This window comes from Cupriavidus sp. KB_39 (genome assembly GCF_052114485.1).
GTDB lineage: Bacteria > Pseudomonadota > Gammaproteobacteria > Burkholderiales > Burkholderiaceae > Cupriavidus.
This window is the reverse complement of the sequence record NZ_JBFREV010000040.1, coordinates 1-23,028: the sequence shown is the minus strand read 5'-3', so window position 1 is coordinate 23,028 and position 23,028 is coordinate 1. Positions and strand designations below refer to the sequence as shown.

General features: G+C 68.6%; 22 protein-coding genes. 20 read left to right on the top strand and 2 right to left on the bottom strand.

What is annotated here, in order from left to right; genetic code table 11:
• The first annotated feature begins 33 nt into the window (after window positions 1–33).
• From fliD to AB4Z27_RS23770, 13 genes are all read left to right on the top strand, one after another.
• Window positions 34–1,449, top strand: a complete 1,416-nt coding sequence (fliD, locus tag AB4Z27_RS23830; RefSeq protein ID WP_441645403.1) for a flagellar filament capping protein FliD — start codon at window positions 34–36, stop codon at window positions 1,447–1,449.
• A 16-nt stretch (window positions 1,450–1,465) separates the two neighbouring features.
• On the top strand, window positions 1,466–1,915 hold the full coding sequence (gene fliS / locus AB4Z27_RS23825; protein ID WP_092295443.1) for a flagellar export chaperone FliS: 450 nt from the start codon (window positions 1,466–1,468) through the stop codon (window positions 1,913–1,915).
• A 1-nt stretch (window position 1,916) separates the two neighbouring features.
• A complete protein-coding gene (locus tag AB4Z27_RS23820) occupies window positions 1,917–2,249 on the top strand; it encodes a flagellar protein FliT (RefSeq protein ID WP_092295446.1) in 333 nt (110 codons plus the stop codon).
• Between the two features lie 77 nt (window positions 2,250–2,326).
• Entirely contained in the window at window positions 2,327–3,691 is a 1,365-nt protein-coding gene (gene fliK, locus AB4Z27_RS23815; protein WP_441645402.1) for a flagellar hook-length control protein FliK, read from the top strand.
• A complete protein-coding gene (locus AB4Z27_RS23810; protein ID WP_092295452.1) occupies window positions 3,688–3,984 on the top strand; it encodes an EscU/YscU/HrcU family type III secretion system export apparatus switch protein in 297 nt (98 codons plus the stop codon). The genes fliK and AB4Z27_RS23810 overlap by 4 nt, the downstream gene beginning before the upstream one ends.
• Before the next feature lie 181 nt (window positions 3,985–4,165).
• Window positions 4,166–6,412, top strand: a complete 2,247-nt coding sequence (locus AB4Z27_RS23805; RefSeq protein WP_441645401.1) for an O-linked N-acetylglucosamine transferase, SPINDLY family protein — start codon at window positions 4,166–4,168, stop codon at window positions 6,410–6,412.
• Window positions 6,409–7,179 (top strand): glucose-1-phosphate cytidylyltransferase, encoded by a 771-nt coding sequence (gene rfbF / locus AB4Z27_RS23800; protein WP_092295458.1) that lies wholly within the window; start codon window positions 6,409–6,411, stop codon window positions 7,177–7,179. The genes AB4Z27_RS23805 and rfbF overlap by 4 nt, the downstream gene beginning before the upstream one ends.
• Complete coding sequence (gene rfbG, locus AB4Z27_RS23795; RefSeq protein ID WP_092295461.1) at window positions 7,179–8,261, top strand: CDP-glucose 4,6-dehydratase; 1,083 nt, start codon at window positions 7,179–7,181, stop codon at window positions 8,259–8,261. The genes rfbF and rfbG overlap by 1 nt, the downstream gene beginning before the upstream one ends.
• Window positions 8,258–9,511 carry a class I SAM-dependent methyltransferase gene (locus AB4Z27_RS23790; RefSeq protein WP_092295464.1) on the top strand — a complete coding sequence of 418 codons (1,254 nt, stop codon included), beginning with the start codon at window positions 8,258–8,260 and terminating at the stop codon, window positions 9,509–9,511. The genes rfbG and AB4Z27_RS23790 overlap by 4 nt, the downstream gene beginning before the upstream one ends.
• Window positions 9,508–10,053, top strand: a complete 546-nt coding sequence (rfbC, locus tag AB4Z27_RS23785) for a dTDP-4-dehydrorhamnose 3,5-epimerase (protein WP_092295467.1) — start codon at window positions 9,508–9,510, stop codon at window positions 10,051–10,053. Before AB4Z27_RS23790 ends, rfbC begins: the two co-directional genes overlap by 4 nt.
• Before the next feature lie 43 nt (window positions 10,054–10,096).
• Window positions 10,097–11,167, top strand: a complete 1,071-nt coding sequence (locus AB4Z27_RS23780; protein WP_092295470.1) for an FkbM family methyltransferase — start codon at window positions 10,097–10,099, stop codon at window positions 11,165–11,167.
• A gap of 18 nt (window positions 11,168–11,185) precedes the next feature.
• Complete coding sequence (locus tag AB4Z27_RS23775) at window positions 11,186–11,995, top strand: NAD-dependent epimerase/dehydratase family protein (protein WP_441645400.1); 810 nt, start codon at window positions 11,186–11,188, stop codon at window positions 11,993–11,995.
• On the top strand, window positions 11,986–12,639 hold the full coding sequence (locus AB4Z27_RS23770) for a hypothetical protein (protein WP_441645399.1): 654 nt from the start codon (window positions 11,986–11,988) through the stop codon (window positions 12,637–12,639). The genes AB4Z27_RS23775 and AB4Z27_RS23770 overlap by 10 nt, the downstream gene beginning before the upstream one ends.
• A gap of 103 nt (window positions 12,640–12,742) precedes the next feature.
• Here AB4Z27_RS23770 and fliE read toward each other — a convergent pair whose 3' ends face one another.
• Window positions 12,743–13,063, bottom strand: a complete 321-nt coding sequence (gene fliE / locus AB4Z27_RS23765; RefSeq protein WP_092295476.1) for a flagellar hook-basal body complex protein FliE — start codon at window positions 13,061–13,063, stop codon at window positions 12,743–12,745.
• A 354-nt stretch (window positions 13,064–13,417) separates the two neighbouring features.
• Between fliE and fliF the strand changes: the two genes are divergently transcribed.
• The 7 genes from fliF (at window position 13,418) to AB4Z27_RS23730 (ending at window position 21,677) form a co-directional block, all read left to right on the top strand.
• Window positions 13,418–15,100, top strand: a complete 1,683-nt coding sequence (fliF, locus tag AB4Z27_RS23760; protein WP_441592577.1) for a flagellar basal-body MS-ring/collar protein FliF — start codon at window positions 13,418–13,420, stop codon at window positions 15,098–15,100.
• The gene (gene fliG, locus AB4Z27_RS23755; protein ID WP_092295482.1) at window positions 15,084–16,097 is read left to right on the top strand and encodes a flagellar motor switch protein FliG; all 1,014 of its coding nucleotides are present in this window, start codon (window positions 15,084–15,086) and stop codon (window positions 16,095–16,097) included. Before fliF ends, fliG begins: the two co-directional genes overlap by 17 nt.
• The gene (fliH, locus tag AB4Z27_RS23750; protein ID WP_092295485.1) at window positions 16,084–16,914 is read left to right on the top strand and encodes a flagellar assembly protein FliH; all 831 of its coding nucleotides are present in this window, start codon (window positions 16,084–16,086) and stop codon (window positions 16,912–16,914) included. Before fliG ends, fliH begins: the two co-directional genes overlap by 14 nt.
• Complete coding sequence (gene fliI, locus AB4Z27_RS23745) at window positions 16,907–18,388, top strand: flagellar protein export ATPase FliI (protein ID WP_369823441.1); 1,482 nt, start codon at window positions 16,907–16,909, stop codon at window positions 18,386–18,388. The genes fliH and fliI overlap by 8 nt, the downstream gene beginning before the upstream one ends.
• The gene (fliJ, locus tag AB4Z27_RS23740; RefSeq protein WP_092295488.1) at window positions 18,381–18,833 is read left to right on the top strand and encodes a flagellar export protein FliJ; all 453 of its coding nucleotides are present in this window, start codon (window positions 18,381–18,383) and stop codon (window positions 18,831–18,833) included. The genes fliI and fliJ overlap by 8 nt, the downstream gene beginning before the upstream one ends.
• Window positions 18,834–18,848: 15 nt before the next feature.
• Window positions 18,849–20,411 (top strand): flagellar hook-length control protein FliK, encoded by a 1,563-nt coding sequence (locus AB4Z27_RS23735; RefSeq protein WP_441645398.1) that lies wholly within the window; start codon window positions 18,849–18,851, stop codon window positions 20,409–20,411.
• 210 nt (window positions 20,412–20,621) lie between these two features.
• The gene (locus tag AB4Z27_RS23730) at window positions 20,622–21,677 is read left to right on the top strand and encodes an alpha/beta fold hydrolase (protein ID WP_092295494.1); all 1,056 of its coding nucleotides are present in this window, start codon (window positions 20,622–20,624) and stop codon (window positions 21,675–21,677) included.
• Window positions 21,678–21,684: 7 nt separating this feature from the next.
• Here AB4Z27_RS23730 and AB4Z27_RS23725 read toward each other — a convergent pair whose 3' ends face one another.
• The gene (locus AB4Z27_RS23725) at window positions 21,685–22,680 is read right to left on the bottom strand and encodes a glycoside hydrolase family protein (protein ID WP_441592580.1); all 996 of its coding nucleotides are present in this window, start codon (window positions 22,678–22,680) and stop codon (window positions 21,685–21,687) included.
• Window positions 22,681–23,028 lie beyond the last annotated feature (348 nt).

Sequence of the window (23,028 nt, the reverse complement as noted above, 5' to 3'; positions counted from 1 at the left end):
AGTTGAAGACAAATAACAATAGGTAGAACAGTCATGGCAATCTCTTCCATCGGTATCGGTTCCAACCTCGAGCTGCAAACGCTGCTCGACAAGCTCCAGGCAGCGGAAGAACTTCCGCTCACGCAGATCAACAACCAGGCCAAGAGCTACCAGGCCAAGCTGTCCGGCTACGGCACCATCAAGAGCGTGCTGGATGCCTATTCGGCCGCCGCCAAGACGCTGAACACCGCCGCCACGTGGAGCGCCGTCAAGGCCGCCGTGGGCTCGGATAGCGTGCTCAGCGCCGCCACCGACGCTACCGCCGTGGCAGGCAGCTACAACATCAACGTGTCCTCGCTGGCCGCGGCGCAATCGCTGGTCTCGAAGTCGGTGGCCGACAAGACCGCTGCCATCGGCGGCGGCACCATCACGGTGGACTTCGGCGCCGACCTCGCCACGGGCGGCACGCCCACCAGCACCAAGACGGTGACGATCGGCTCCGATACCTCGCTGGAAGGCATCCGCGACTCGATCAACAAGGCCAATATCGGCGTCACCGCCAGTATCATCAACGACGGCAGCGGCACGCCCTACCATATTGTGCTGACGTCCAACAAGACCGGCACCCAGTCCGGCATGCGTATCARCGCCAGCGACAGCGCCGTGAGCGACATCGTGGCCTATGACCCGGCCGTGGCCACGCAGCCGAACGGCATGTCCGAGAAGGTGGCCGCTGCCAACGCCACGCTGAAGATCAACGGTATCGACGTCACCAGCCAGAGCAACACCGTGCAGGGCGCGGCCCAGGGCGTGACCCTGACGCTGAAGTCCACCGGCACCACGACCATGAACGTGACGCGCGACGATGCGTCGATCAAGGCCAGCGTGCAAGGCTTTGTCACCGCGTACAACAACATCCTGTCGGCCGTCGGCTCGCTGACCACGTTCGACACCGATGCCGGCACGGCTGGCGCACTGAACGGCGACGGCACGCTGCGCAATATCGCCACGCGCCTGCGCTCGATGCTGACCACCCCGATGTCCGACGGCAACGGCGGCTCGGTCACGCTGTCCGATCTCGGCATCGAGTTCAACGTGACCACCGGCAACGCTGGCAAGCTGGAAATCGACGACGACAAGCTGAACAAGGCGCTCTCGGACAACTTCCAGGACCTGACCAAGTTCTTCTCGGGTGTGGATGGTTCGGCCGGCATGGGCAAGACCATCACCGACTATGTCGACTCGCTGAACGGCACCTCCGGCGCACTGACGGCAGCCACCGACGGCATCACCGCCACGCTGAAGGACCTGGAAGACAAGTACACGGCGACGCAGGACCGCGTCACGTCGACGATGGACCGTTACCGCGCGCAGTTCACGCAGCTGGACCTGCTGGTGTCGAAGCTGAACCAGACCAGCAGCTACCTGACGCAGCAGTTCGCGGCCATGAACGGCACCAGCAGCAAGTAAGTCACCGGAGTTCACCATGTTCGCGCGCCAAGCCATCAATGCCTATGCCCAGGTCGGTGTACAGACCGGGGTCATGAGCGCCAGCCCGCACAAGCTGATCGCGATGCTGTACGACGGCGCCCGCTCGGCCATCGCCCGTGCCAGGTTCCACCTGGACAATGGCGAGCTGGAGGCGCGCGGCAATGCCATCTCCAAGGCTATCAACATCATCGACAACGGGCTGCGCGCGGTGCTGGACCACGAGGCGGGCGGGGAAATCTCCGCCAACCTCGAATCGCTGTACGAATACATGACCCGTCGCCTGATGCTGGCCAACCTGCGCGGCGACGCTACCCTGCTGTCGGAAGTGGATGCCCTGCTCGAGAATCTTGCCTCGGCCTGGACCGCCATCGACCCGGCAGCGCCCACTGACGCCGAGCCCGCTGCACCGACCGCCATCACGCAGCCGGCCCTGCAGGAATCCTGAGATGTTCGATATGTCCCCCATCGTCAGAAGCTACGAAGAGCTGCTGGTGCTCTCGGAGCAGATGCTCGAAGCCGCGCGCGCGTCCAACTGGGATGCGCTCAACGATCTCCAGCAGGTCTACATGGCCGAAGTGGATCGCCTGCGCCTGCTCGACCACACCAAGCCGTTCTCCGACAACGAACGCCTGCGCCGCTTCCAGTTGCTGGAGCGCATCCTGGCCTACGACGCCCGGATCCGCGACCTGACCATGCCGCGCCTGGCCCAGTTGGGCGAACTGCTGAACAGCTCGCGCCGCAAGCTCGAGTTGTCCGCCGCCTACGGCGCCGCCGCCTGAATCCACTGCCCTTCCGTGCTTGCGGAAGGGATCGACCGACGCGTATCACGTCCATCGCCATCCGCTGACACGCGCCCATGACTGGCATCCAAATCCCGGCGGCCCTGGTGCCCCACGCTGCACCGGACACGCAACTCTCGCGCCCGGCGCTGGCCATCGACAAGCTCGCGGCGCTGATGCCGGTGCACGACGTCTCGCAGGGCGACGTGCAGTCGTCCACGGGCGAGACCGTCCAGGCCCGGCCGCCCAGCGCGGTCGGCCCCGGCGCCATGGACGCGCGCGGCAACGCGCTGACCACCTCCACGCGCGAGACCCTGAGCTTCGCGGCGCGCGCCATCCTCGACCTGTTCGAATCGGGCGATGCGCAGCCGCTGCAGACGCGCGCCCCGCTGCTGGCCACCGCGCCCGGCGCGGGCAACGCGTCGGCCGCCACGCTGTCCGCCGCGCTCGCCACGCTGGTCGACCAGAGCGGCCTGTTCTACGAATCGCATGTGGCGCAATGGGTAGTGGGCCAGCGCCCGCTGTCGGCCCTGCTGCAGGAGCCGCAGGCCGGCCTGCGCCAGCCCGCCCCGCCGGCCCAGACGGCCCCGCCCGCCGCGACGCCACCGCAGCAGCCCGCGCCCGGCGCCGGTGCGCCGGTGGCGCTGCTGCCCTATGGCGGCCCGCCCGCCGCGCCCGCGCAGGCCCCGAGCGCCGCGATCCTGGCAGAACTGACGCGCCCGACCATCTTTCCGCTGACTACCGGCGTACCGGCGCAGCCAGCGCGCGGCCGTGGCGCCGACGCAGGGAGCCAGGCCGGCCAACCGGGCCAGCCCGYCGGCGCCACGCCCGGCCAGGCCACGCCCTCGACACCGGCCGCCGAACAGCGCCGTGCCGCGCACGCCAATGCGGCGGCGCATGCTTACCAGATCACGGCCGAGGTGTCGCACGAAGGCCACCATATCGCCCAGGCCCAGCGCGCGGCGATCATCGCCAGCTGGAATGCGCCCGACCAGCCCGCCGCCGCGCCGCAGCCAGACGTCGGCCCGCCAGTCCACCCGGCCAGCGAAGGCGTGGTGCGCCACCAGCTCGAGCTGCTCGCCACGCAGCAGTTCCGCTGGACCGTGGAAGCCTGGCCCGGCATGCCGATGGACTGGGAAGTCACGCGCGAGCAGCAAGGTGAGCACTCGCCTACCTCGGCAGATGCCGCGACCTGGAGCACCCGGCTGCGGCTGGATCTGCCCCGGCTCGGGCATGTCGATGCCGTGCTGACTCTCGGCGCGCACGGTCTGGAAGCGCGACTGGTGGCCGATGACCGCGCCACCGCTGGCCGTCTGGCCGAAGCAGGCGCTGACTTCCGCGGCCAGCTCGAAGCCCACGGCATCTCCCTGCTGAACCTCAACGTCAGCGCGGCCACCGAGGTGGAAGCGCGCCTGGACGCCATTCCCGCAGCCCAGTCATGAGCGAGAACGATCCGAACCGCGGCGCCGCCGTCGCGCTCTCCTACCAGTCCGCCGACAAGGCCCCGCGCGTGGTGGCCAAGGGCTACGGCCTGTCCGCCGAAGCCATCATCGCGCGTGCCCGCGAGGCCGGCGTCTACGTGCACGGCTCCCCGGCGCTGGTCAACCTGCTGATGCAGGTGGACCTCGACAGCCAGATTCCCCCGCAGCTCTATGTAGCCGTGGCCGAGTTGCTGGTCTGGCTGCACCGGATGGAGCAGCCGGATGCGGCGGCATCCCTTCCGGCCCTCACCTGACCCCGCCTGACCCTCATCTGACCCGGTCCCCGAGGCGCCGAAAACGGCACCCCCGCTGAAATAGCGCCAATTTCGGCCCGTGTTCCGGCCGATGGCGCGGAACGTCCCTTGTTACTGTGCATGCATCGATCAGCCCGTCTGCTGTCCGGGCTGACACCGCGCCTTTGCAAAGCACAACGCCATGACCAAGAACGTTTCGAGTCCCGCGCAGCGGACGATCCAGCAGGCCTGGACTGCCTACAACGCCAGCAAGTATGCGGAAGCGCTGAAGCTCGCCCGCGCCGCCAAGCGCAGCGCCGGCACGCTCCCCGAACCGTATTACATCGAATCGCTGTGCCTGTCCGGCATGAACCATAGCGAGGAAGCCAAGCGGCTGGCGGAAGCCGGCATGAAGCGCTTCCCGAACCATCCGGGCTTCCTGGGCCTGGTCGGCGCGCTCGACGTGGCACTGGAAAACTACGCCGCCGGCATTCCGCTGCTCCAGCGCAGCCTGGAACTCCAGCCTGGCTCGGCCCATCTGTGGCAGGTGCTCGGCACGGCCATGTTCTATACCGGCGACTATTACGGCGCCCGCCTGGCCGGCGAGAAAGCCGCCGCGCTGCTGCCGAACGACCCGGTGGCGGTGGGCAACTACGCCTCGGCGCTGCGCGAATCGGGCAGCACCATCGAAGCCATTCCGGTGTTCCGCCGCGCCTGCGCGCTGGACCCGCTGCAGCGCGTGAACCGCTCCAACCTGCTGTTCTCGCTGCTCTACGACGAAACCATCGGCGCCGAGGAACTGCGCCGCGAGGCCACCGACTGGGCCCGCACGCTGGCCCGCACGCCCGTCGAAGCCCCGGCCTTGCAGGCCAGCCAGGGCGAGCGGATCCGCATCGGCATCCTGTCGAACGACTTGCGCCGCCATGCCTGCGCCTACTTCCTGATCCCGCTGATCGCCAACCTGGACCGCACGCGCTTCGAGGTGCACCTGTTCTCGCTGTCGAACGTCAACGACAACATCACCAGGAAGATCCGCGTCTACGCGGAAGGCTTCCACGACCTCTACAGGATGTCCGAGGCCGAGGTGGTCAAGGCCGTGCGCGCGCAGCGCTGCGACGTGATGATCGACCTGGGCGGCTACACGGGCGCCTCGCCGCTGACCTACATGGTCCACCGCCTGGCCCCGAAGCAGCTGACGTGGCTGGGCTACCCCGGCACCACCGGCATGGARCAGATCGAGTACCGCGTGACCGACTGGACCGCCGATCCGGAGGGCTTCGACCACAACTACACGGAAACACTGCTCCGTGCGCCGGTGTTCAGCGCCTACCACCCGATCGTCACCAACCCGCTGAAGATCTACGACCCGCAGTTCCGCGTGCAGCCGACCCCRGCGCTGAACAACGGCTACATCACGTTTGGCTCGTGCAACACCATCGCCAAGCTGGGTCCCAAGACCATGCGGCTGTGGAGCGCCGTGCTGGCACGCTGCCCGAACGCCCGCATGCTGGTGGAAGCCACCGGCTGCGACCGCGACAACGTGCGCGAGATGCTCTACGAGCGCATGGTCGCCCATGGCATCGACACCAGCCGTGTGGAGCTGATCAACCGTGACGGCGCCGCGCAGTACGTGACCTACAACCGCATCGACATCGCGCTGGACACCGCGCCCGTCACCGGCGGCACCACCACCTGCGACGCCATCTGGATGGGCGTGCCCGTGGTGACCTTCTCCGGCGACACCTTCCACCAGCGCGTGTCGGCCCCGTTCCTGCACGCCGCCGGCCTGGACGACCTGATCTGCGAGACCGAGGCCCAGTACGTCGACGTGGCCTGTGCCCTGGCTTCGGACGTGCAGCAGCTCAACGAGATCCGCATGTCGATCCGTCCGCGTGCCGAGCAGAGCGAGATGTTCGACGCGCAGCGCTTCGCCGCCTGGTTCGAGGACCAGTTGACCGAGATCTGCAGCGAGACCAAGCCGATTCCCGCCCGCACCGAACCGCGCCGCTCCGGCCTGTTCTTCGCCGGCGCGTGGTATCCCGCCGAGGACCTCGTGATGTCGGTGGCCGCTCACATCCACCTGAAGGAATGGGTGCCGCTGCTCAACGTGCTGGAGAACCTGACGTCCACCTGGTACCGCAACTGGGTGGTGGCCTACGGCCTGGCCGAATTCAAGTACCACAACGGCGAGGCTGGCGCGGCCATCGACCTGCTGGTGGAAGCCATCGGCATGCGCCCGTACGCGCTGCCGCTGTACCGCAAGCTGGCGCTCTGGCTCGACGAACTCGGCCTGGACAAGTCCGCGCTCGCCCAGTTGCTGGACGAGCAGTTCGGCCTGGCRCTGGAAGTGCTGGAAGCCTCCCCRCCGCCTACCGTGTTCGAGGTGATCGGCATCGAGGTGGCTACGCAGGCCGCCCCCGAAGCCGCCGCCGAGGAGGTGGCAGCATGAAGGCCGTCATCCTGGCCGGGGGCCTGGGCACCCGCATCTCCGAGGAATCGCACCTGCGGCCGAAGCCGATGATCGAGATCGGCGGCAAGCCCATCCTCTGGCACATCATGAAGATGTACTCGGCGCACGGCGTGAACGAGTTCGTGATCTGCCTGGGCTACAAGGGCTACGTCATCAAGGAATACTTCGCCAACTACTTCCTGCACATGTCCGACGTCACGTTCGACATGCGCGAGAACCGCATGGCCGTGCACCACCGCAAGGCCGAGCCGTGGAGCGTGACGCTGGTCGATACCGGCGAGGACTCGATGACCGGCGGCCGCCTGCGCCGCGTGCGCGAGTACCTGACGCCCGGAGAGCCGTTCTGCTTCACCTACGGCGACGGCGTGTCCGACATCGACATCACGGCCGAGATCGCGTTCCACCGCGAGCACGGCCGCCGTGCCACCGTGGCCGCCGTGCAGCCGCCGGGCCGCTACGGCGCGCTCGAGCGCGACAACGACAAGGTGTGCGGCTTCACCGAGAAGCCGCGCGGCGATGGCGCGTGGATCAACGGCGGGTTCTTCATCCTGCACCCGGAAGTGCTCGACCTGATTCCGGACGACACCACGAGCTGGGAAGAAGCGCCGATGCGCCAACTCGCCCGCTCCGGCCAGATGGCCGCGTTCGAACATACCGGTTTCTGGCAGCCGATGGACACGCTGCGCGAGAAGAACCTACTGGAAGACCTCTGGCAATCCGGCAAGGCGCCCTGGAAGCGCTGGTAATGGTGTCGACTGCTTCCCCGTCGGCGGCGCTTTCCGCCTTCGCAGGCCGGCGCGTCTTCGTGACCGGGCACACCGGGTTCAAGGGCGCCTGGCTGGCGCTGCTGCTCGCGCGGCTGGATGCGCGCGTCAGCGGCTACGCCCTCGCCCCGAACACCACGCCGAGCCTGTTCGACGCCGCGCGCGTGGCGCCGGCGCTCGCGCAGCATACGGTGGGCGATGTCCGCGATGCCGCCGCGCTCACGCGCGCGCTGCACGCGGCCGAACCCGAGATCGTGCTGCACCTGGCGGCGCAGCCGCTCGTGCGCGCGAGCTACCGCGACCCGGCCGAGACGTGGTCCACCAACGTCATGGGCACGGTCAACCTGCTTGACGCGGTGCGCACCTGCCCGTCCGTGCGCGCGGTCATCGTGGTCACCACCGACAAGTGCTACGACAACAAGGAATGGCTCTGGGGCTACCGCGAGACCGATCCGCTCGGCGGCCATGACCCCTATAGCGCGAGCAAGGCCGGCACCGAACTCGTGGCCGCCAGCTATCGCAAGTCGTTCCTGGCCGAGCGTGGCGTGCTGCTCGCCACCGCGCGCGCCGGCAATGTGATCGGCGGCGGCGACTGGTCCGAGGACCGCCTGATTCCCGACGCCGCGCGCGCTGCCGCCCGTAGCGCCACACTTGAGATCCGCAGCCCACAGGCGACGCGGCCGTGGCAGCACGTGCTGGAAGCGCTGCACGGCTACCTGCTGCTGGGCGCCCGGCTGCTGGCCGGCGACGCCGCCCTGGCCACCGCCTTCAACTTCGGCCCGGAAGCGCGCGACAACCTCCCGGTAGCGCGCGTGCTGGGCGGATTGCAGCAACACTGGCCGGAACTCCAGTGGGCGCATTGCCCGCCACCGGGCGCTGCGCCGCACGAGGCCCGCAACCTGTACCTCGATTCCTCCCAGGCGCACACGCTGCTGGGCTGGCAATCGCGCTGGACGCTGGACGAGGCGCTGGCCGCCACCGCACGCTGGTATCGCACCGTCCAGCACGAGCCGGGCCAGGCCCGCGCCATCACCGAACAACAGATCGAGCAATTCTGCGCATGACCACTGCTGCCACCGCTCCTACCCCCTGCTGCCGCGCCTGCGGCGCACCGCTGACGCAAACCGTCGTGGACCTCGGCCTGTCGCCGGTCTCCAATGCCTTCATCCGGCCGGAGCACATCGCACAGGGCGAGATGTTCTATCCGCTGCACGCCATGGTGTGCCACAAGTGCTGGCTCGTGCAGCTGCGCGACGCCACGCCGGCGGAAACCCATTTCCACGACGACTACGTCTACTTCTCGTCGTTCTCCACCTCGTGGCTCGAACACGCCCGCCGCTACGTGACGGCGATGACCGAGCGCTTCGACCTGACACCGGCGAGCAGCGTGATGGAGCTCGCCAGCAACGACGGCTACCTGCTCCAGTACTTTCACCAGAACGGCGTGCCGTGCCTGGGCATCGAGCCTTCCGCCAATACCGGCGAAGCCGCGCGCGCCAAGGGCATCGACAGCCGCGAGCTGTTCTTCGGCGAGCGCACCGCGCGCGCGCTGCGCGTGGAAGGCTGGGAGGTGGACCTGCTGCTCGGCAACAACGTGCTGGCCCACGTGCCGGACATCAACGACTTCGTGGGCGGCATGCCGATCGTGCTGAAGCCGGAAGGCGTGATCACGCTCGAGTTCCCGCACCTGCTGCGCCTGCTCGAACAGAACCAGTTCGACACGCTGTACCACGAGCACTATTCCTACCTGTCGCTGACGGCGCTGGTGCCGATCCTCGCCCGCGCCGGGCTGCGCGTGTTCGACATCGAGCACCTGCCCACGCACGGCGGCAGCCTGCGCCTGTTTGCCTGCCACCAGGCCTCGCGCCGCGCCACCACGCCGGCCGTGCAGGCCTGCCTGGATGAGGAGGTCGCCGGCGGCCTGACTTCGCCGGACCGCTACGCCCGCTTTGCCGAGCGCGTGCGCCAGGCCAAGCGCGACCTGCTGGCCTTCCTGATCGAGGCGCGCCGCGCCGGCAAGCGCGTGGCCGCCTACGGCGCCGCCGCCAAGGGCAACACGCTGCTGAACTACTGCGGCATCGACGCCGACCTGATCGAGTACGTGGTGGACCGCAACCCGGCCAAGCAGAACAAGCTGCTGCCCGGCACGCGCATTCCGGTGCGCTCGCCCGATTCCATCTACGCCAGCCGGCCCGACTACCTGGTGATCCTGCCGTGGAACATCAAGGACGAGGTGATCGAGCAGATGGCCGGCATCCGCGCCTGGGGCGGCCGCTTCGTGGTGCCCATTCCCGATACCGTGGTCCTGCCGTGATCTTCACCCCGACCCGCATCGCCGGCGCCTGGCTGGTGGACCCCGAACCGCTGCCCGACGCGCGAGGCTTTTTCGCGCGCACGGTCTGCGTGGCGGCGTTCGCCGAGCACGGCCTCGACGCGCACTTCGTGCAGCAGAGCGTCTCGCGCAACACGCGCGCCGGCATCCTGCGCGGCATGCACTTCCAGACCGGCGCGCATGCCGAGGACAAGCTCGTACGCGTGACCACCGGCGCGGTGTACGACGTGATCCTCGACCTGCGCCGCGCGTCCACCACCTACCTGCAATGGCAGGCCGTGGAGCTGTCGGCGGACAACCAGCGGGCGATCTACATCCCGAAGGGCGTCGCACACGGGTTCCAGACCCGCACGGCGCTCTCCGAGGTGTTCTACCAGATGACGGTGCCGTTCGCGCCCGGCAGCAGTGCCGGCGTACGCTGGGACGACCCCGCCATCGGCATTGACTGGCCAGACTGCGCGGACCGCATGGTCTCCGCGAAGGACCTGGCGCTTCCCCTGCTCGCCGGGCTTGGCGAGCATTGACAACCCCTTTTATTCGATCCTGACAATCCAAGCGGAGCCACCCATGACGACTGAACATCTGCAAAAGCTGTCCGACGCCCTGCGCACGGTGGGCGGCAGCGCCGCCGCCCGCGACAAGGTCATCGCCCTGTGCAAGAGCATCGAGCAAGACCTGGACGCCTACGAAGGCAGCGTGCGTGACGACATTACCGGCCCGATCGTCGACGCCATGTACAACGAGCAGTCGCGCCTGCGCAAGACGCTGGCCGACGGCACGGTGTTCGAATTCCTGTACCGCACCAAGATCGCGCGCGACTTCCTGATGAGCACGCCGCCGCAGCCGGACCACGTGTGGGAGCCGCAGACCACCAAGCTGCTGCTGAAGCTGTGCGAGCGCGGCGGCCATGCCGTGGTGGGGGGCGCCTACTTCGGCGACCAGGTGATCCTGATGGCGCGCCGCCTGGCGCAGGCCGGCGGCACCTGCCACGCGTTCGAGCCGAATGCCGACCAGCTCGGCATGCTGCGCAACAACGCCTCGCTGAACCACGTGGARAACATCCGWAGCTGGCGCCTGGGCCTGTGGTCGGACAGCACCACGCAACTACGCCTGGTGGGCCACGACTCGTTCGCCCATGCCGAGCACACCGACGGCCCCGCCGATGACGACAGCTTCTCGACGATCACCATCGACGARTACTGCGCCCAGCAGAACGTGGACAAGCTCGGCCTGATCATGCTCGACATCGAAGGCGCCGAACTGAACGTGTTCAAGGGCGCGGCGAAGCAGCTGGCCCGCCCGGCCGGCGAAGCCCCGAACCTCGTGTTCGAAGTGCACCGCCACTACGTGGACTGGAGCGCCGGCCTGCAGAACGCCGAGATCATCCGCATGCTCACCGGCTTCGGCTACCACGTCTACGCCGTGCGCGACTTCAACTCGAACGTGAACATGGAAGGCCGCCCCGTGGAGCTGGTGCCGGTGGACCAGGTCTACCTGGAAGGCCCGGCGCACGGCTTCAACATGGTGGCCGTGAAGGACCCGGCGCTGCTGGCGGGCAAGGACTTCGCGGTCGTGCCGGGCGTGAGCCCCAAGCTGCTGTGGCACCGTGACCCGGCGCTCCACCATCCCGTCAACTGATCGACACCGAGGAAAGCAATGCGCTGTACGGTGATCGGCGGGGCCGGCTTTGTCGGCCGCCGCCTGGCGGACACGCTGCGGCGTGCCGGCCATGAGGTCTGGGTGCCCGCGCGCGGCGACCGCGCGCTCTTCACCCGKGACCTGGGCCATGTGTATTACTGCGCCGGCCTGACGGCCGACTTCGCGGCGCGCCCGTTCGACACCGTCACGGCGCACGTCTCGCTGCTGGCCGATGTGCTGCGCGCGAACCGCTTCGCGCATCTGGTCTACCTGTCTTCCACGCGRCTCTACGACACCTCGCAGCAGCCCGTGGGCGACGAAGCCGCCGCGCTGATGCTGCAACCGGCCAGCCCGCGCGCGCTGTACGACCTGTCGAAGGGGCTGGGCGAGAACCTTTGCCTGACCGTGGCCGCCGGCCGCGCCGCCGTGGCGCGGCTCTCGTGCGTGTTCGACTGGGCGCCCGAAGCGCCGGGCTTCCTGTCCGAATGGCTGATCCGGGCCGCCACCGAGCGCGCGTTCACGCTCGACAGCGACGCCGGCTTCGTGCGCGACTACATCCACCTGGACGACGTGGTCGGCGCACTGACCGCGATGTCCACGGGCGGCGCGAGCGGCATCTTCAACCTGGCCAGCGGCGCCAATGTGTCCAACGGCGAGTTGGCCGAGGTCTTCAACCGGCTCGGCTGGGACATCGGGCTGACCCGCGCCTCGCCCGTGCAACGGGCCGCCGTGTGCAGCACCGAGGCACTGCGCGGCCTCGGCGTGGCCCCGCGCGACGTACGCGACGTTGTGGCGAGCTATCTGGAGGGGATCAAGCCATGGAACTGATCGGCCATACCCGCGAGTCGCTGGCCGCCTACACCTGCGCCCAGGTGGCCAACCTGGTGCCGGACGGCCGCCACGCGGCGCTGCTGCCCGTGGTGTCCCGGCACATGGACGAGGCCCTGACCCGCGTGGGCCACTGCATCGACGCCGTGCGCATGTGGCGCCCCGGCCAGTTCAACTACCTGCACTCGTCGCAGTACTGCCAGTACCTGTACTACCTCTCGAACACGATCTGGCGCAATGAGCGCCACGGCGAGGCCTGCACCAAGCTGTTCCTGCTCAACAAGGCGCTCAACGCGATCGACCTGTTCTACGAGATCGAGATGCCCGAGGTGTTCTTCATCGGCCACTCCGTCGGCATCGTGCTGGCCAAGGCCACCTATGGCAACTACCTCGTCCTGTACCAGAACTCCACCGTGGGCAAGAACCACGGCGTGGCCCCGGTCATCGGCGACGGCGTGGTCATGTACCCCAACACCGCCATCATCGGCCGCAGCCACGTCCGCAACGGCTCGGTGATCTCGCAGGGCGTCAGCGTGCTGAACCGCGACACCCCGGGCGACTGCCTGGTCTACGCCGGCGACGCCGGCGACCTGATCTGCAAGCCCGCCTACGAGCGGGCGGCGACGGAGTATTTCAGGGTCTGAGGGGGTGACAGACGGCAAAAAGGCCATGTCGCGGCAGCGCAACATGGCCTTTTTGTCGTTCCCGACCCACGCCCCAACCGCTGCGCGGGTCGGAGAACTGCCATCAAACCGGCATATTCATCATTTCCTGGTACGCCGCCGCCAGGCGGTTGCGGACCTGGACGGCGGTCTGGAACGACACGTTGGCTTTCTGCATGTCGATCATCACGTCGTTCAGGGCCACGCCGGGCTTGCCCATTTCGAAGGCTTCGGCCTGGCCGTAGGCGCGGTCCTGCACGGCGTTCAGGCGTTGCATGGAGCGTTGCAGTTCGCCCGCGAAGCCTTCGGTGGAGGCCGCCGGGGCCTGGTTGGTGCTGCCGCCGCCAGCCACCTGCGCCAGGCCGCGCAGTTGCTGGAGCATGCCTTCAATCGAGGAGATCGTCATGACGCGTCCGGTTCTGTGAGAGGGGTTTCCGGAGCCACGCGCCTGATACATCACACGCAGTCCGTTTTCAGTGCTCGCACTGTACCCACCCCCGCTCCCAGCCCAAAGGATGAATTCGGCGGGAAAACCTAGCCTATTCAGCCGATTGTCCATCAGCCTTCTGGCCGATCATCGCTACCGTGCCGGATCTGGCGGATCCAAGCGTATCGACGCACCGCCCCGGCCTGTTATCAACCAGCGGGGAGTGCGCGTGTTTTTTCAGCAGCGTAATGTGAGCCAAGCCGAAATGATTAACGGCAGCCAAGGCGAAAGTGGCAAGGGCAGGACTAACCCTGCCGCGCCGGAGTCGCGCGCATGAACGCGGCAGCTACCCTGCCGAACGGCGCGGCACTGGTCGACAAGCTCAAGGCCAATCCGCGCCTGCCCATGATGCTGGGCGGGGCGGCACTGGTCGCGGCCATCGCCGTGGGCGTGATGTGGTCGCGCACGCCGGACTACAAGGTGCTGTACAGCAACCTGTCCGAGCGCGACGGCGGCGCCGTGGTGGCCTCCCTCCAGCAGATGAACGTGCCGTACAAGTTCGCCGAAGGCGGCGGTGCGCTGATGGTGCCGGCTGACAAGGTGCACGAAATGCGCCTCAAGCTGGCCAGCCAGGGCCTGCCGAAGAGCGGCAACACCGGCATGGAGCTGATGGACAACCAGAAGTTCGGCATCAGCCAGTTTGCCGAACAGGTCAACTACCAGCGTGGCCTGGAAGGCGAACTCGCCCGCTCGATCGAGTCGATCGGCGCCGTGCAGTCGGCCCGCGTGCACCTGGCCATCCCCAAGCCCACCCTGTTCGTGCGCGAGCGCCAGAAGCCCACCGCGTCGATCGTGCTGCAGCTCTACCCGGGCCGCGCCGTCGATGAAGGCCAGGTCGCCGCSATCAGCCACCTGGTTTCGTCCAGCGTGCCCGAACTCACGCCGAAGTCGATCTCCATCGTCGACCAGCACGGCAACCTGCTCTCCGGCACCAACGACCGCTCGCTGGATGCCAGCCAGCTCAAGTTCGTGCAGCAGGTGGAACAGAACTACGTGAAGCGCGTGGAAGCCATCCTCGCGCCGATCCTCGGCAAGGACAACGTCCACGCCCAGGTCACCGCGGACGTGGACTTCTCGTCCGTCGAGCACACCGACGAAAGCTACAAGCCGAACCAGGACCCGACCAAGGCGGTCATCCGCAGCCAGCAGACCAGCGAGTCGAGCACGCAGGGCGCCACCCCCGTGGGCGGCGTGCCGGGCGCGCTGTCGAACCAGCCGCCGGCCGCCGCCGTGGCCCCGGTGACCACGCCGCAGCCGCCGCGCCAGCCGGGCCAGCCCAATCCGCCGGCCCAGGCCAACGCGAACCAGGCCACGCAGACCGCCGAGAAGACCGGCCCGAGCACCAGCCGCCGCGACGCCACCACCAACTACGAGGTGGACCGCGTGGTGCGTCACGTGCAGCAGGCTCCGGGCGGCGTGAAGCGCCTGTCGGTGGCCGTGGTCGTGAACTACCGCCAGAAGCTCGATGCCAAGGGCAAGCCGGTGACCGAGGCGCTGTCCGCCAAGGAACTGGCCCAGATCGAGAACCTGACCAAGGAAGCGATGGGCTACTCGGCCGACCGCGGCGACTCGCTGAACGTGGTCAACAGCCCGTTCACCGACAACGCGGAGAAGGAACCCGAGCTGCCGCTGTGGAAGCAACCGCAGATGATCGACCTGGCCAAGACCGGCGTCGGCTACCTGCTGCTGGCCATCCTGGCGATGTTCCTGTGGTTCAAGGTGGCGCGTCCGGTGCTGCGCAAGTACACCGCGCCGCCGCTGCCCGCGCCCTCCGAGACGACGGAAGCCAGCGAGGCCGTGCTCCTGCCGCCGGAAGAAGCCCAGAATCCGGAAGTCCTGCGCCTGGCCGCGAAGTACGAAAGCGATCTCGCCCTGGTGCGCGACGCCGCGCAACGCGACCCGCGCCTGGTCGCCAGCGTAATCAAGAATTGGATGGCCCATGACGAACGCCAGTAAGGGAATGCCCGAACAGGGCCTGCAGAAGAGCGCCATCCTGATGATGGCGATTGGCGAGGACGCTGCCGCCGAGGTTTTCAAGCATCTGTCGCCCCGTGAAGTGCAGGGGCTGGGTTCGGCGATGGCCAACCTGTCGTCGGTGACGCGCGAGGAAATGGCCGAGGTGCTGGCCGAGTTCCGCGGCGAGACCGAGCAGTACCTGGCGCTGAACGTGGACTCCAGCTCGTTCATCAAGAGCGTGCTGAACAAGGCGCTGGGCGAGGAACGCGCGCTGTCCGTGATCGAGGACATCCTGGAATCGCGCGATCCGGGCGGCGGCATCGACTCCCTGAACTGGATGGACGCCACCTCGGTGGCCGAGCTGATCAAGGACGAGCACCCGCAGATCATCGCTACCATCCTGATCCACCTGGACCGCCAGAAGTCGTCCGAAGTGCTGGGCTTCTTCACGGACCGCCTGCGCAACGACGTGATCCTGCGGATCGCCACGTTCGGCGGCGTGCAGCCGGGCGCGCTGCAGGAGCTGACCGACGTGCTGACCAAGCTGCTGGCCGGCCAGAGCCTGAAGCGCAGCCGCATGGGCGGCGTCCGCACGGCGGCCGAGATCATCAACCTGATGAGCACGGCCCACGAGGAAGCGGTCATCGACGGCGTGCGCACGCACGACACCGACCTGGCCCAGAAGATCATCGACGAGATGTTCCTGTTCGAGAACCTGCTGGAAGTGGACGACCGCGGCATCCAGCGCGTGCTCAAGGAAGTGGCTACCGAATCGCTCATCGTGGCGCTCAAGGGTGCCCAGCAGGAACTGCGCGACAAGTTCATCCGCAACATGTCCACCCGTGCCGGCGAGATGCTGCGCGAAGACCTGGAAGCGCTGGGACCGGTGCGTGTGTCGCAGGTGGAGGCCGAGCAGAAGGCCATCCTGCAGGTGGTGAGACGCCTGGCGGAATCGGGCGAAATCCAGATTGGCGGAGGCGACGATGCCTACGTTTGAGCGCGGCTTTGCCGCCAGCCGCGGGCCTGCCCGCGGCGACACCGGCACCAGCATCGGCAATGGCAGTGGCGCCGGTGCCAGCGACCCGTTCGACAACTTCAGCGCGTTCGAGCCGCCCAGCCCGGTGCGCGCCCGCTCGCGCGGGGACGCCTGGCAGCGCTGGCAGATGGTGTCGCTGGACCCGCGCGACGCGCTGAAGCGGGCGCTTGAGTCCGTCCAGCTCCCCGCCGAACCGCCGCCCCCGCCGTCCATCGATTTCGAAGCCCTGCATGCGATGCGCGAAGGCGCCCGCAAGGAAGGCTATGCGCAGGGCTACACCCAGGGCCAGACCCAGGGTTATGGCGACGGCCACCGCGAAGGCTATGCGCGCGGTCTGGAATCGGCCCGCAATGAAGCCGCCCGGCTGCAGGAGCTGGCCGGCAACTTCCGCGACGCGCTTGGCCGCGTGGATACCGAGATTGCCGACGCACTGGTCGGCCTGGCCCTCGATGTGGCCCGCCAGCTGGTCCGCAAGACCATGGAGACCGATCCCGCCGCGCTGCTACCCGCCGCGCGCGAACTGCTGGCGGCCGAGCCGCGGCTGTCCGGCTCGCCCTGCCTGCTGCTGAATCCCGAAGACGTGTCGCTGGTGGAAACCCACCTGGCCGGCGAACTGGAAGCCGCCGGCTGGACCGTGCGCGCCGACGCCACCGTGGCGCGCGGCGGCTGCATCGCCAGCGCCGCCAGCGGCGAACTGGACGCCAGCCTGGCCACCCGCTGGAGCCGTGTGATCAAGGCCCTGGGCCGCAACGACCCGTGGGAGCCCCCGCATGCATGACGCCCAGCCCGCCGCGCCGGCCCAGCCGATGCCCCCGTCGGCACCCGCCGATGTCGCTTCTGCCGCGCTGCACACCGCGCGCTGGCGCGACGCGCTGACCGGCGCCTCGGCAGGTATCGCCGAGGTGGACAGCAAGCGCGCCTGCGGCCGCCTGACGCGCGCCGCCGGGCTCGTGCTGGAAGCCGTGGGGCTGCGCATGCCGGTGGGCAGCGACTGCCTGATCGAACTGCCGGGCACGCAGCACGCCCATGGCGGCCCGCGCACGGCCGAGGCCGAAGTGGTCGGCTTTGGCGCCGACCGCCTCTACCTGATGCCGCAATCGGACGTGGCCGGCCTGGTGCCGGGCGCCCGTGTCTATCCGCTCGAACCGTCGCCGCAACCGTCCGGCATGGCTTCGCCGCGCGAACCCGGCTCGAAGCGCCTGCCGGTAGGCCACGGCCTGCTGGGCCGCGTGCTCGACGCCGCCGGTCGTCCGCTCGACGGCCTCGGCCCGATCACCGCCGCCACCGAAGTCCCGCTGGCCGGCAAGCAGATCAACCCGCTGATGCGCGCCCCGATCGAAACCGTGCTGGACACGGGCGTGCGCGCCATCAACGGCATGCTGACCGTGGGACGCGGCCAGCGCATGGGCCTGTTCGCCGGCTCCGGCGTGGGTAAGTCCGTGCTGCTGGGCATGATGGCCCGCTACACCAGCGCCGACGTGATCGTGGTCGGCCTGATCGGCGAACGCGGCCGCGAAGTGAAGGACTTCATCGAGAACATCCTGGGCGAAGAGGGCCGCAAGCGCTCGGTCGTGGTGGCCGCGCCGGCCGATACCTCGCCGCTGCTGCGSATGCAGGGTGCCGCCTACGCCACGCGCCTCGCCGAATATTTCCGCGACCAGGGCCAGCACGTGCTGCTGATCATGGACTCGCTCACCCGTTACGCGATGGCCCAGCGCGAGATCGCGCTGGCTATCGGCGAACCGCCCGCCACCAAGGGCTATCCGCCTTCGGTGTTCGCCAAGCTGCCCACGCTGGTGGAGCGCACCGGCAACGGCCCCGAGGGCGGCGGCTCCATCACCGCCTTCTACACCGTGCTGACCGAGGGCGATGACCAGCAGGACCCCATCGCCGATTCCGCCCGCGCGATTCTGGACGGCCACATCGTGCTGTCGCGGAGCCTGGCCGAGAGCGGCCACTATCCGGCCATCGACGTGGAAGCCTCGATCAGCCGCGCCATGACCGCGCTGATCGAGCCGCCGCAGTTCGCCTCCGTGCGGCGCTTCAAGCAACTGATGTCGCGCTACCAGCGCAACCGTGACCTGATCAGCGTGGGCGCCTACGTGCCCGGCAACGATCCGGAACTGGACCTCGCAATCCGCATGCACCCGCGCATGGAGTCGTTCCTGCAACAGGACATCCACGAGCGCGCGGACTACGAGGGTTCMATCGCCCGCCTGCACGATCTCTTCGAGAGGACGCACCATGGCTAAGCCCACCCCGCTCAACACGCTGGCCGAACTGGCCCAGGACAACACGGACAAGGCCACGCGCGAGCTGGGCCGGCTGCAGGGGCTGCGCACGCAGGCCGAGCAGCAGCTCCTGGCGCTGACCGAATACCGTCACGAGTACCGCACGCGCATGCAGGCCATCGCGGCGGAGGGCATGACCTCGGGGCGCTGGCAGGACTTCTCGCGCTTTCTCGACTCGCTCGACCACGCCATCCGCCAGCAGACCAGCGCGCTGGCCAAGGCCGAGGCCGACCTGCTGGCTGGCCGTGCCAACTGGCAGCAGCAGAAGCGCCGCCAGAACTCGTTCGACACGCTGATCACCCGCGCCGAAGTGCGCGAGCAGCAGGTCTCCGCGCGGCGCGAGCAGCGTTCCACTGACGAATACGCCGCCCGCATGGCCCGCCAGCCGGCCAGCGGCCAGAACTAACCTGCCAACAAGAACATGATCGATATCAGCCAGCTCGTCGGCAACGCCGGCCTGAAGACCCCGACCTCCGGCACGGCCGGCGACGCCCGCGCCAGCGCCGAAGCGAATGCGTTCAAGGACGCGCTGACCCGCGCGCGCGAGAGCGGCCARCCCGCCGTGCGCGTGCCCGCCAAGCCGTCCGGTAACAAGGCGGACGCCAGGGACACGGCAGCCAAGGACAAGTCGGCCGAACCATCGACGCAGAACAAGGGCGACACCCAGACGGCGCAGGCCAATACGCGCCCGGCCAAGGATGCCGACGGGAAGACCACCGGCAAGGCCGATGCCGCCACGGACACCACGCAGGATGCCGAGAACGGCGAAGACAGCACTGTGGCCTCTGACGCCGCCGCCGCTGCCGCCGCGCTGGCCGCCGCGATGCTGCTGCAACCGCTGCCCCAGCAACCGGCCCCGACCGACAAGACCGCTGCCGACSCCACCGGGCTGAACAGCCTCGCTGGCCTGAATGGTATGAATGGCGTGAACGGTCTCAATGGTCTCAATGGCCCGGCCACGCTGACCGGCCAGGCTGCCGCGCAAGCCGCCGCACAGGCCGCACAGGCCGCACAAGCCGCCGCAGCGGCTGGCGATGCCGCCGCCCCGGCCCAGACCGACCCGCTGGCGCAACTGCCGGCCACGGCCACCGCCGACGCCACCGCCAAGGCGTCCACGCCGAGCCCGGCCGACACGCTGGCGACCATCGCCCAGCAGCGCGCCGCGCTCCAGGGCACCGCACCGACCACCGCCGACAAGATCGCCGCCGCCACGCAGCAGGTGCCGGTCGCCGGCGCGCAGGACGCGCACGGCCAGTCGGGCAGCCACACGGGTGGCCAGTCCGGCAGCCMGCAGTCGAGCCTCGGCCAGACGGCCCAGCCGGCACTGCAAGCCGCCCCCGCGCCGAACGCCAACGCCCCGGCCGCCAACCCGTTTGCCGCCGCTGCGGCTGCGGCGCGTACCGGCGAATCGGCCGATACCGGCGCCACGAATGCCAGCAGCGCCGCCACGCTGGCCTCGGCCATCGCCGCGCAGGCTGCCGTGCATGCCACGCCGGCAGCGGCCGCCGCAGCCGCCGCGCGTCCGGCCGTCGCGCCGAACGTCGGCGACAGCCAGTGGGCGCAGGCCCTCGGCCAGCAGATGGTGCGCCTGTCCACGCAAGGCAACCAGACCGCCGAACTCGATCTCAACCCGCCCAACCTCGGCCCGCTGAAGGTGGTGCTGAACGTGGTGAACGATCAGGCCCAGGCGCAGTTCGTGTCGCCGCATCAGGCCGTACGCGCCGCCGTGGAAGCCGCGCTGCCGCACCTGCGGACGTCGATGGCCGAAGCGGGCATCCAGCTCGGCCAGGCATCGGTCGGCTCGGACGGYTTCGCCCAGGCCGGCAACGGCGGCCAGCAGCAACCGCAGCGCCAGTCCAACGGCGGCAGCGCCTTCGCCCAGACCACCGGCTTCGGCAAGGACACGGCACCCGCCGTGGCCGCTACGCCCGCCCCCCGCACCCCGCGCCCGCTGGCGCGCGGCGAAGTCGATACATTCGCCTGATCGGGTACTGCAGACGCCTGCCCTCTCCCCCAGCCCCTCTCCCAGAGGGCGAGGGGAGAACACCGCGGGTTTGCTCCCCTCGCCCGCTTGCGGGAGAGGGGCCGGGGGAGAGGGCAGCGCCTGCACGCCCGCCGCCGTCCGGAACTTCCCCGCACGCGGGGCGGTCAGTTGTGCGACGATCCTGTCTCTTCCTCGCACCCCGCCCCCGCCATGTCCCTGCTCCGCCAGACCCTGCTTGCCGCTGCGACTGTCGCCGCGTTCTCTGCATTCGCCGCGCCGCTCGCCCACGCCGCCGATGCCGCTGCATCCGCGCCGACTGCCGATAGCGGCCCCGCCTACGGCCCCGAACTCGAAGGCTTCGACTACCCCGCCCCGGTCCAGCGCTACCGCTTCACCTCCCAGGGCGAAGCCATGCAGATGGCCTTTCTCGACATCAAACCCGAGAAGCCCAACGGCCGCGCGGTGGTCCTGCTCCACGGCAAGAACTTCTGCGCCGCCACCTGGCAGGAAACCATCCACCAGCTCAGCGGCGCCGGCTACCGCGTGATCGCGCCGGACCAGATCGGCTTCTGCAAGTCGACCAAGCCGGCGCGCTACCAGTACACCTTCCAGCAACTCGCCCGCAACACGCACGACCTGCTGGCATCCATCGGCGTCAGCAACGTGACGGTCATGGGCCATTCCACGGGCGGCATGCTGGCGATGCGCTACGCGCTGATGTACCCGCGCGAGACGCAGCAGCTCGTGCTGGTCAACCCGATCGGGCTCGAAGACTGGAAAGCCAAGGGCGTGCCGCCGCTCTCCGTGGACCAGTGGTACACGCGCGAACTGGCCACCACGGCCGACCGCATCCGCAACTATGAGAAGGCCACGTACTACGCGGGCCAATGGCGCGCCGACTACGAACCGTGGGTGCAGATGCTCGCCGGCCTCAACCGCGGCCCGGGCAAGCAGACCGTGGCGTGGAATTCGGCCCTGCTGTACGACATGATCTACACCCAGCCCGTGGTCTACGAAATGGGCGCGATCCAGGCCCCGACCCTCCTGCTGATCGGCGACAAGGACACCACCGCCATCGCCAAGGACGCCGCCCCGCCAGAGGTCCAGGCCAAGCTCGGCCGCTACCCCGAACTGGCCAAAATCACTGCCAAGGCCATTCCGAACACCACRCTGGTGGAATTCCCCGAACTCGGCCACGCCCCCCAGATGCAGGACCCGGCKGCGTTCCATAAGGCGTTGCTGGAGGGGATGGCGCGGCCGAGGTAATCCTCGCTCAGAACGGCAGCCCGATGTAGTACTTGCCCAGTTCCGTCAGTTGCCCATCGCCGCCGAGCAGGCTGGTGAAGTGCATGTCGTTGTTCCAGCGGCCGGTGAACCAGGCGTAGCGGAACACGTCGGCGCGTTGTTCGCAGATGGCGACCATTTCCTTCATCTGCTGTTTCTGTTTCTCGAGGGTGTCGATCTGGGCGCCGTCGGCGTTGCTGTGCCAGTTGGCGAACTCGGTCACCCAGAACGGCTTGTTGTACTTCATCAGCCGGTCGAGCTGGCCGCCGAGGCCGTAGTCGTACCAGTGGAAGGCCAGRTAGTCGATGCGCGGGTCGCGGTTGCCGTTGGCGGTGCGATAGGCGGCGTAGAACGCGTCCATCCAGATCACCGGGTCCTGGTAGCCGGGCATGGTGCCCCAGGTGATGGTCGGGCCGACCAGCTTGACGCCGGTATGGGCGGCGATGGCCTCGTAGCGCGGCCAGACGGTGGCCGCCTGCGCCGGGGTCAGGTTGGCCTGATCGGTGAGGTTCGGCTCGTTCATCAGCAGCAGGTACTTCACGCGCGGATTGGCCAGCAGCCAGGCTTCGATGGCGGCGTCGTTGAAGTTGTCGTTCCAGAGCATGGGGATGAAGTCCATGCTGTACTTGGTGGTGGCATCGGCGGGCGCCGTGCCGTTGGGCTTGGCGGCCCAGTTGTACCACCAGGACACCCCCGGCGCGAGCGCCGCGAAGTCCTGCGCGCTGACCAGATCGTAGGCCACGCCGCGCTTGGCGCTCTTGGTCACGCCGGGCGTGCCGGGGTCCCCCGGGGTCACCGGCGGCACTTGCGGCACCTGTGGGTTGGACGGCGTCAGCGGCGCCCCGGCGCCAGGCGAGCCGTTGGTCGCCTCCTCGCCCCCGCCGCCACAGGCGGCCAGTGCCAGCATGCCGGCGATCAGTCCCGCGCCCAGCAAGCGCCGGACAAGTGTCATCCCGCGCCATGGCGCGAATTGCTTGGTTTCCATCGTATTGACCCCTTCTGGTTATTCCCGTGCGCGCTATGTTTTTGTCGATCCGCGCTACCGTCCCTTGACAGGACTCGCGGATGATAACGGAAGCGCACTCGGAATCCGTGCCGGTTTGCCCATTTACAACGCTGGTCGATGCGCGATGGCACCCAGATAGCGTGAACGCGTTGCACGCCCCGCCACCCGGCATCCCGGCGAGCCGCTATCATCGGCATGCCCCGCCTCACCTCACCATGACTTTCGATCTCTTCGACGCCCTSCCCGCCGACCCCGACACCCCGTCCGCCACCGAGCCCCTTGGCCCGGGCGCCGTGGTGCTGCGTGGTTTTGCGCGGGATGTCGATA

Bases quoted from the DNA above. Each gene is read 5' to 3' on its own strand.
- fliS (WP_092295443.1), top strand. From the start codon at position 1,466: ATGTTCGCGCGCCAAGCCATCAATGCCTATGCCCAGGTCGGTGTACAG.
- AB4Z27_RS23820 (WP_092295446.1), top strand. From the start codon at position 1,917: ATGTTCGATATGTCCCCCATCGTCAGAAGCTACGAAGAGCTGCTGGTG.
- AB4Z27_RS23810 (WP_092295452.1), top strand. From the start codon at position 3,688: ATGAGCGAGAACGATCCGAACCGCGGCGCCGCCGTCGCGCTCTCCTAC.
- rfbF (WP_092295458.1), top strand. From the start codon at position 6,409: ATGAAGGCCGTCATCCTGGCCGGGGGCCTGGGCACCCGCATCTCCGAG.
- rfbG (WP_092295461.1), top strand. From the start codon at position 7,179: ATGGTGTCGACTGCTTCCCCGTCGGCGGCGCTTTCCGCCTTCGCAGGC.
- AB4Z27_RS23790 (WP_092295464.1), top strand. From the start codon at position 8,258: ATGACCACTGCTGCCACCGCTCCTACCCCCTGCTGCCGCGCCTGCGGC.
- AB4Z27_RS23770 (WP_441645399.1), top strand. From the start codon at position 11,986: ATGGAACTGATCGGCCATACCCGCGAGTCGCTGGCCGCCTACACCTGC.
- fliE (WP_092295476.1), bottom strand. From the start codon at position 13,063: ATGACGATCTCCTCGATTGAAGGCATGCTCCAGCAACTGCGCGGCCTG.
- fliG (WP_092295482.1), top strand. From the start codon at position 15,084: ATGACGAACGCCAGTAAGGGAATGCCCGAACAGGGCCTGCAGAAGAGC.
- fliH (WP_092295485.1), top strand. From the start codon at position 16,084: ATGCCTACGTTTGAGCGCGGCTTTGCCGCCAGCCGCGGGCCTGCCCGC.
- fliJ (WP_092295488.1), top strand. From the start codon at position 18,381: ATGGCTAAGCCCACCCCGCTCAACACGCTGGCCGAACTGGCCCAGGAC.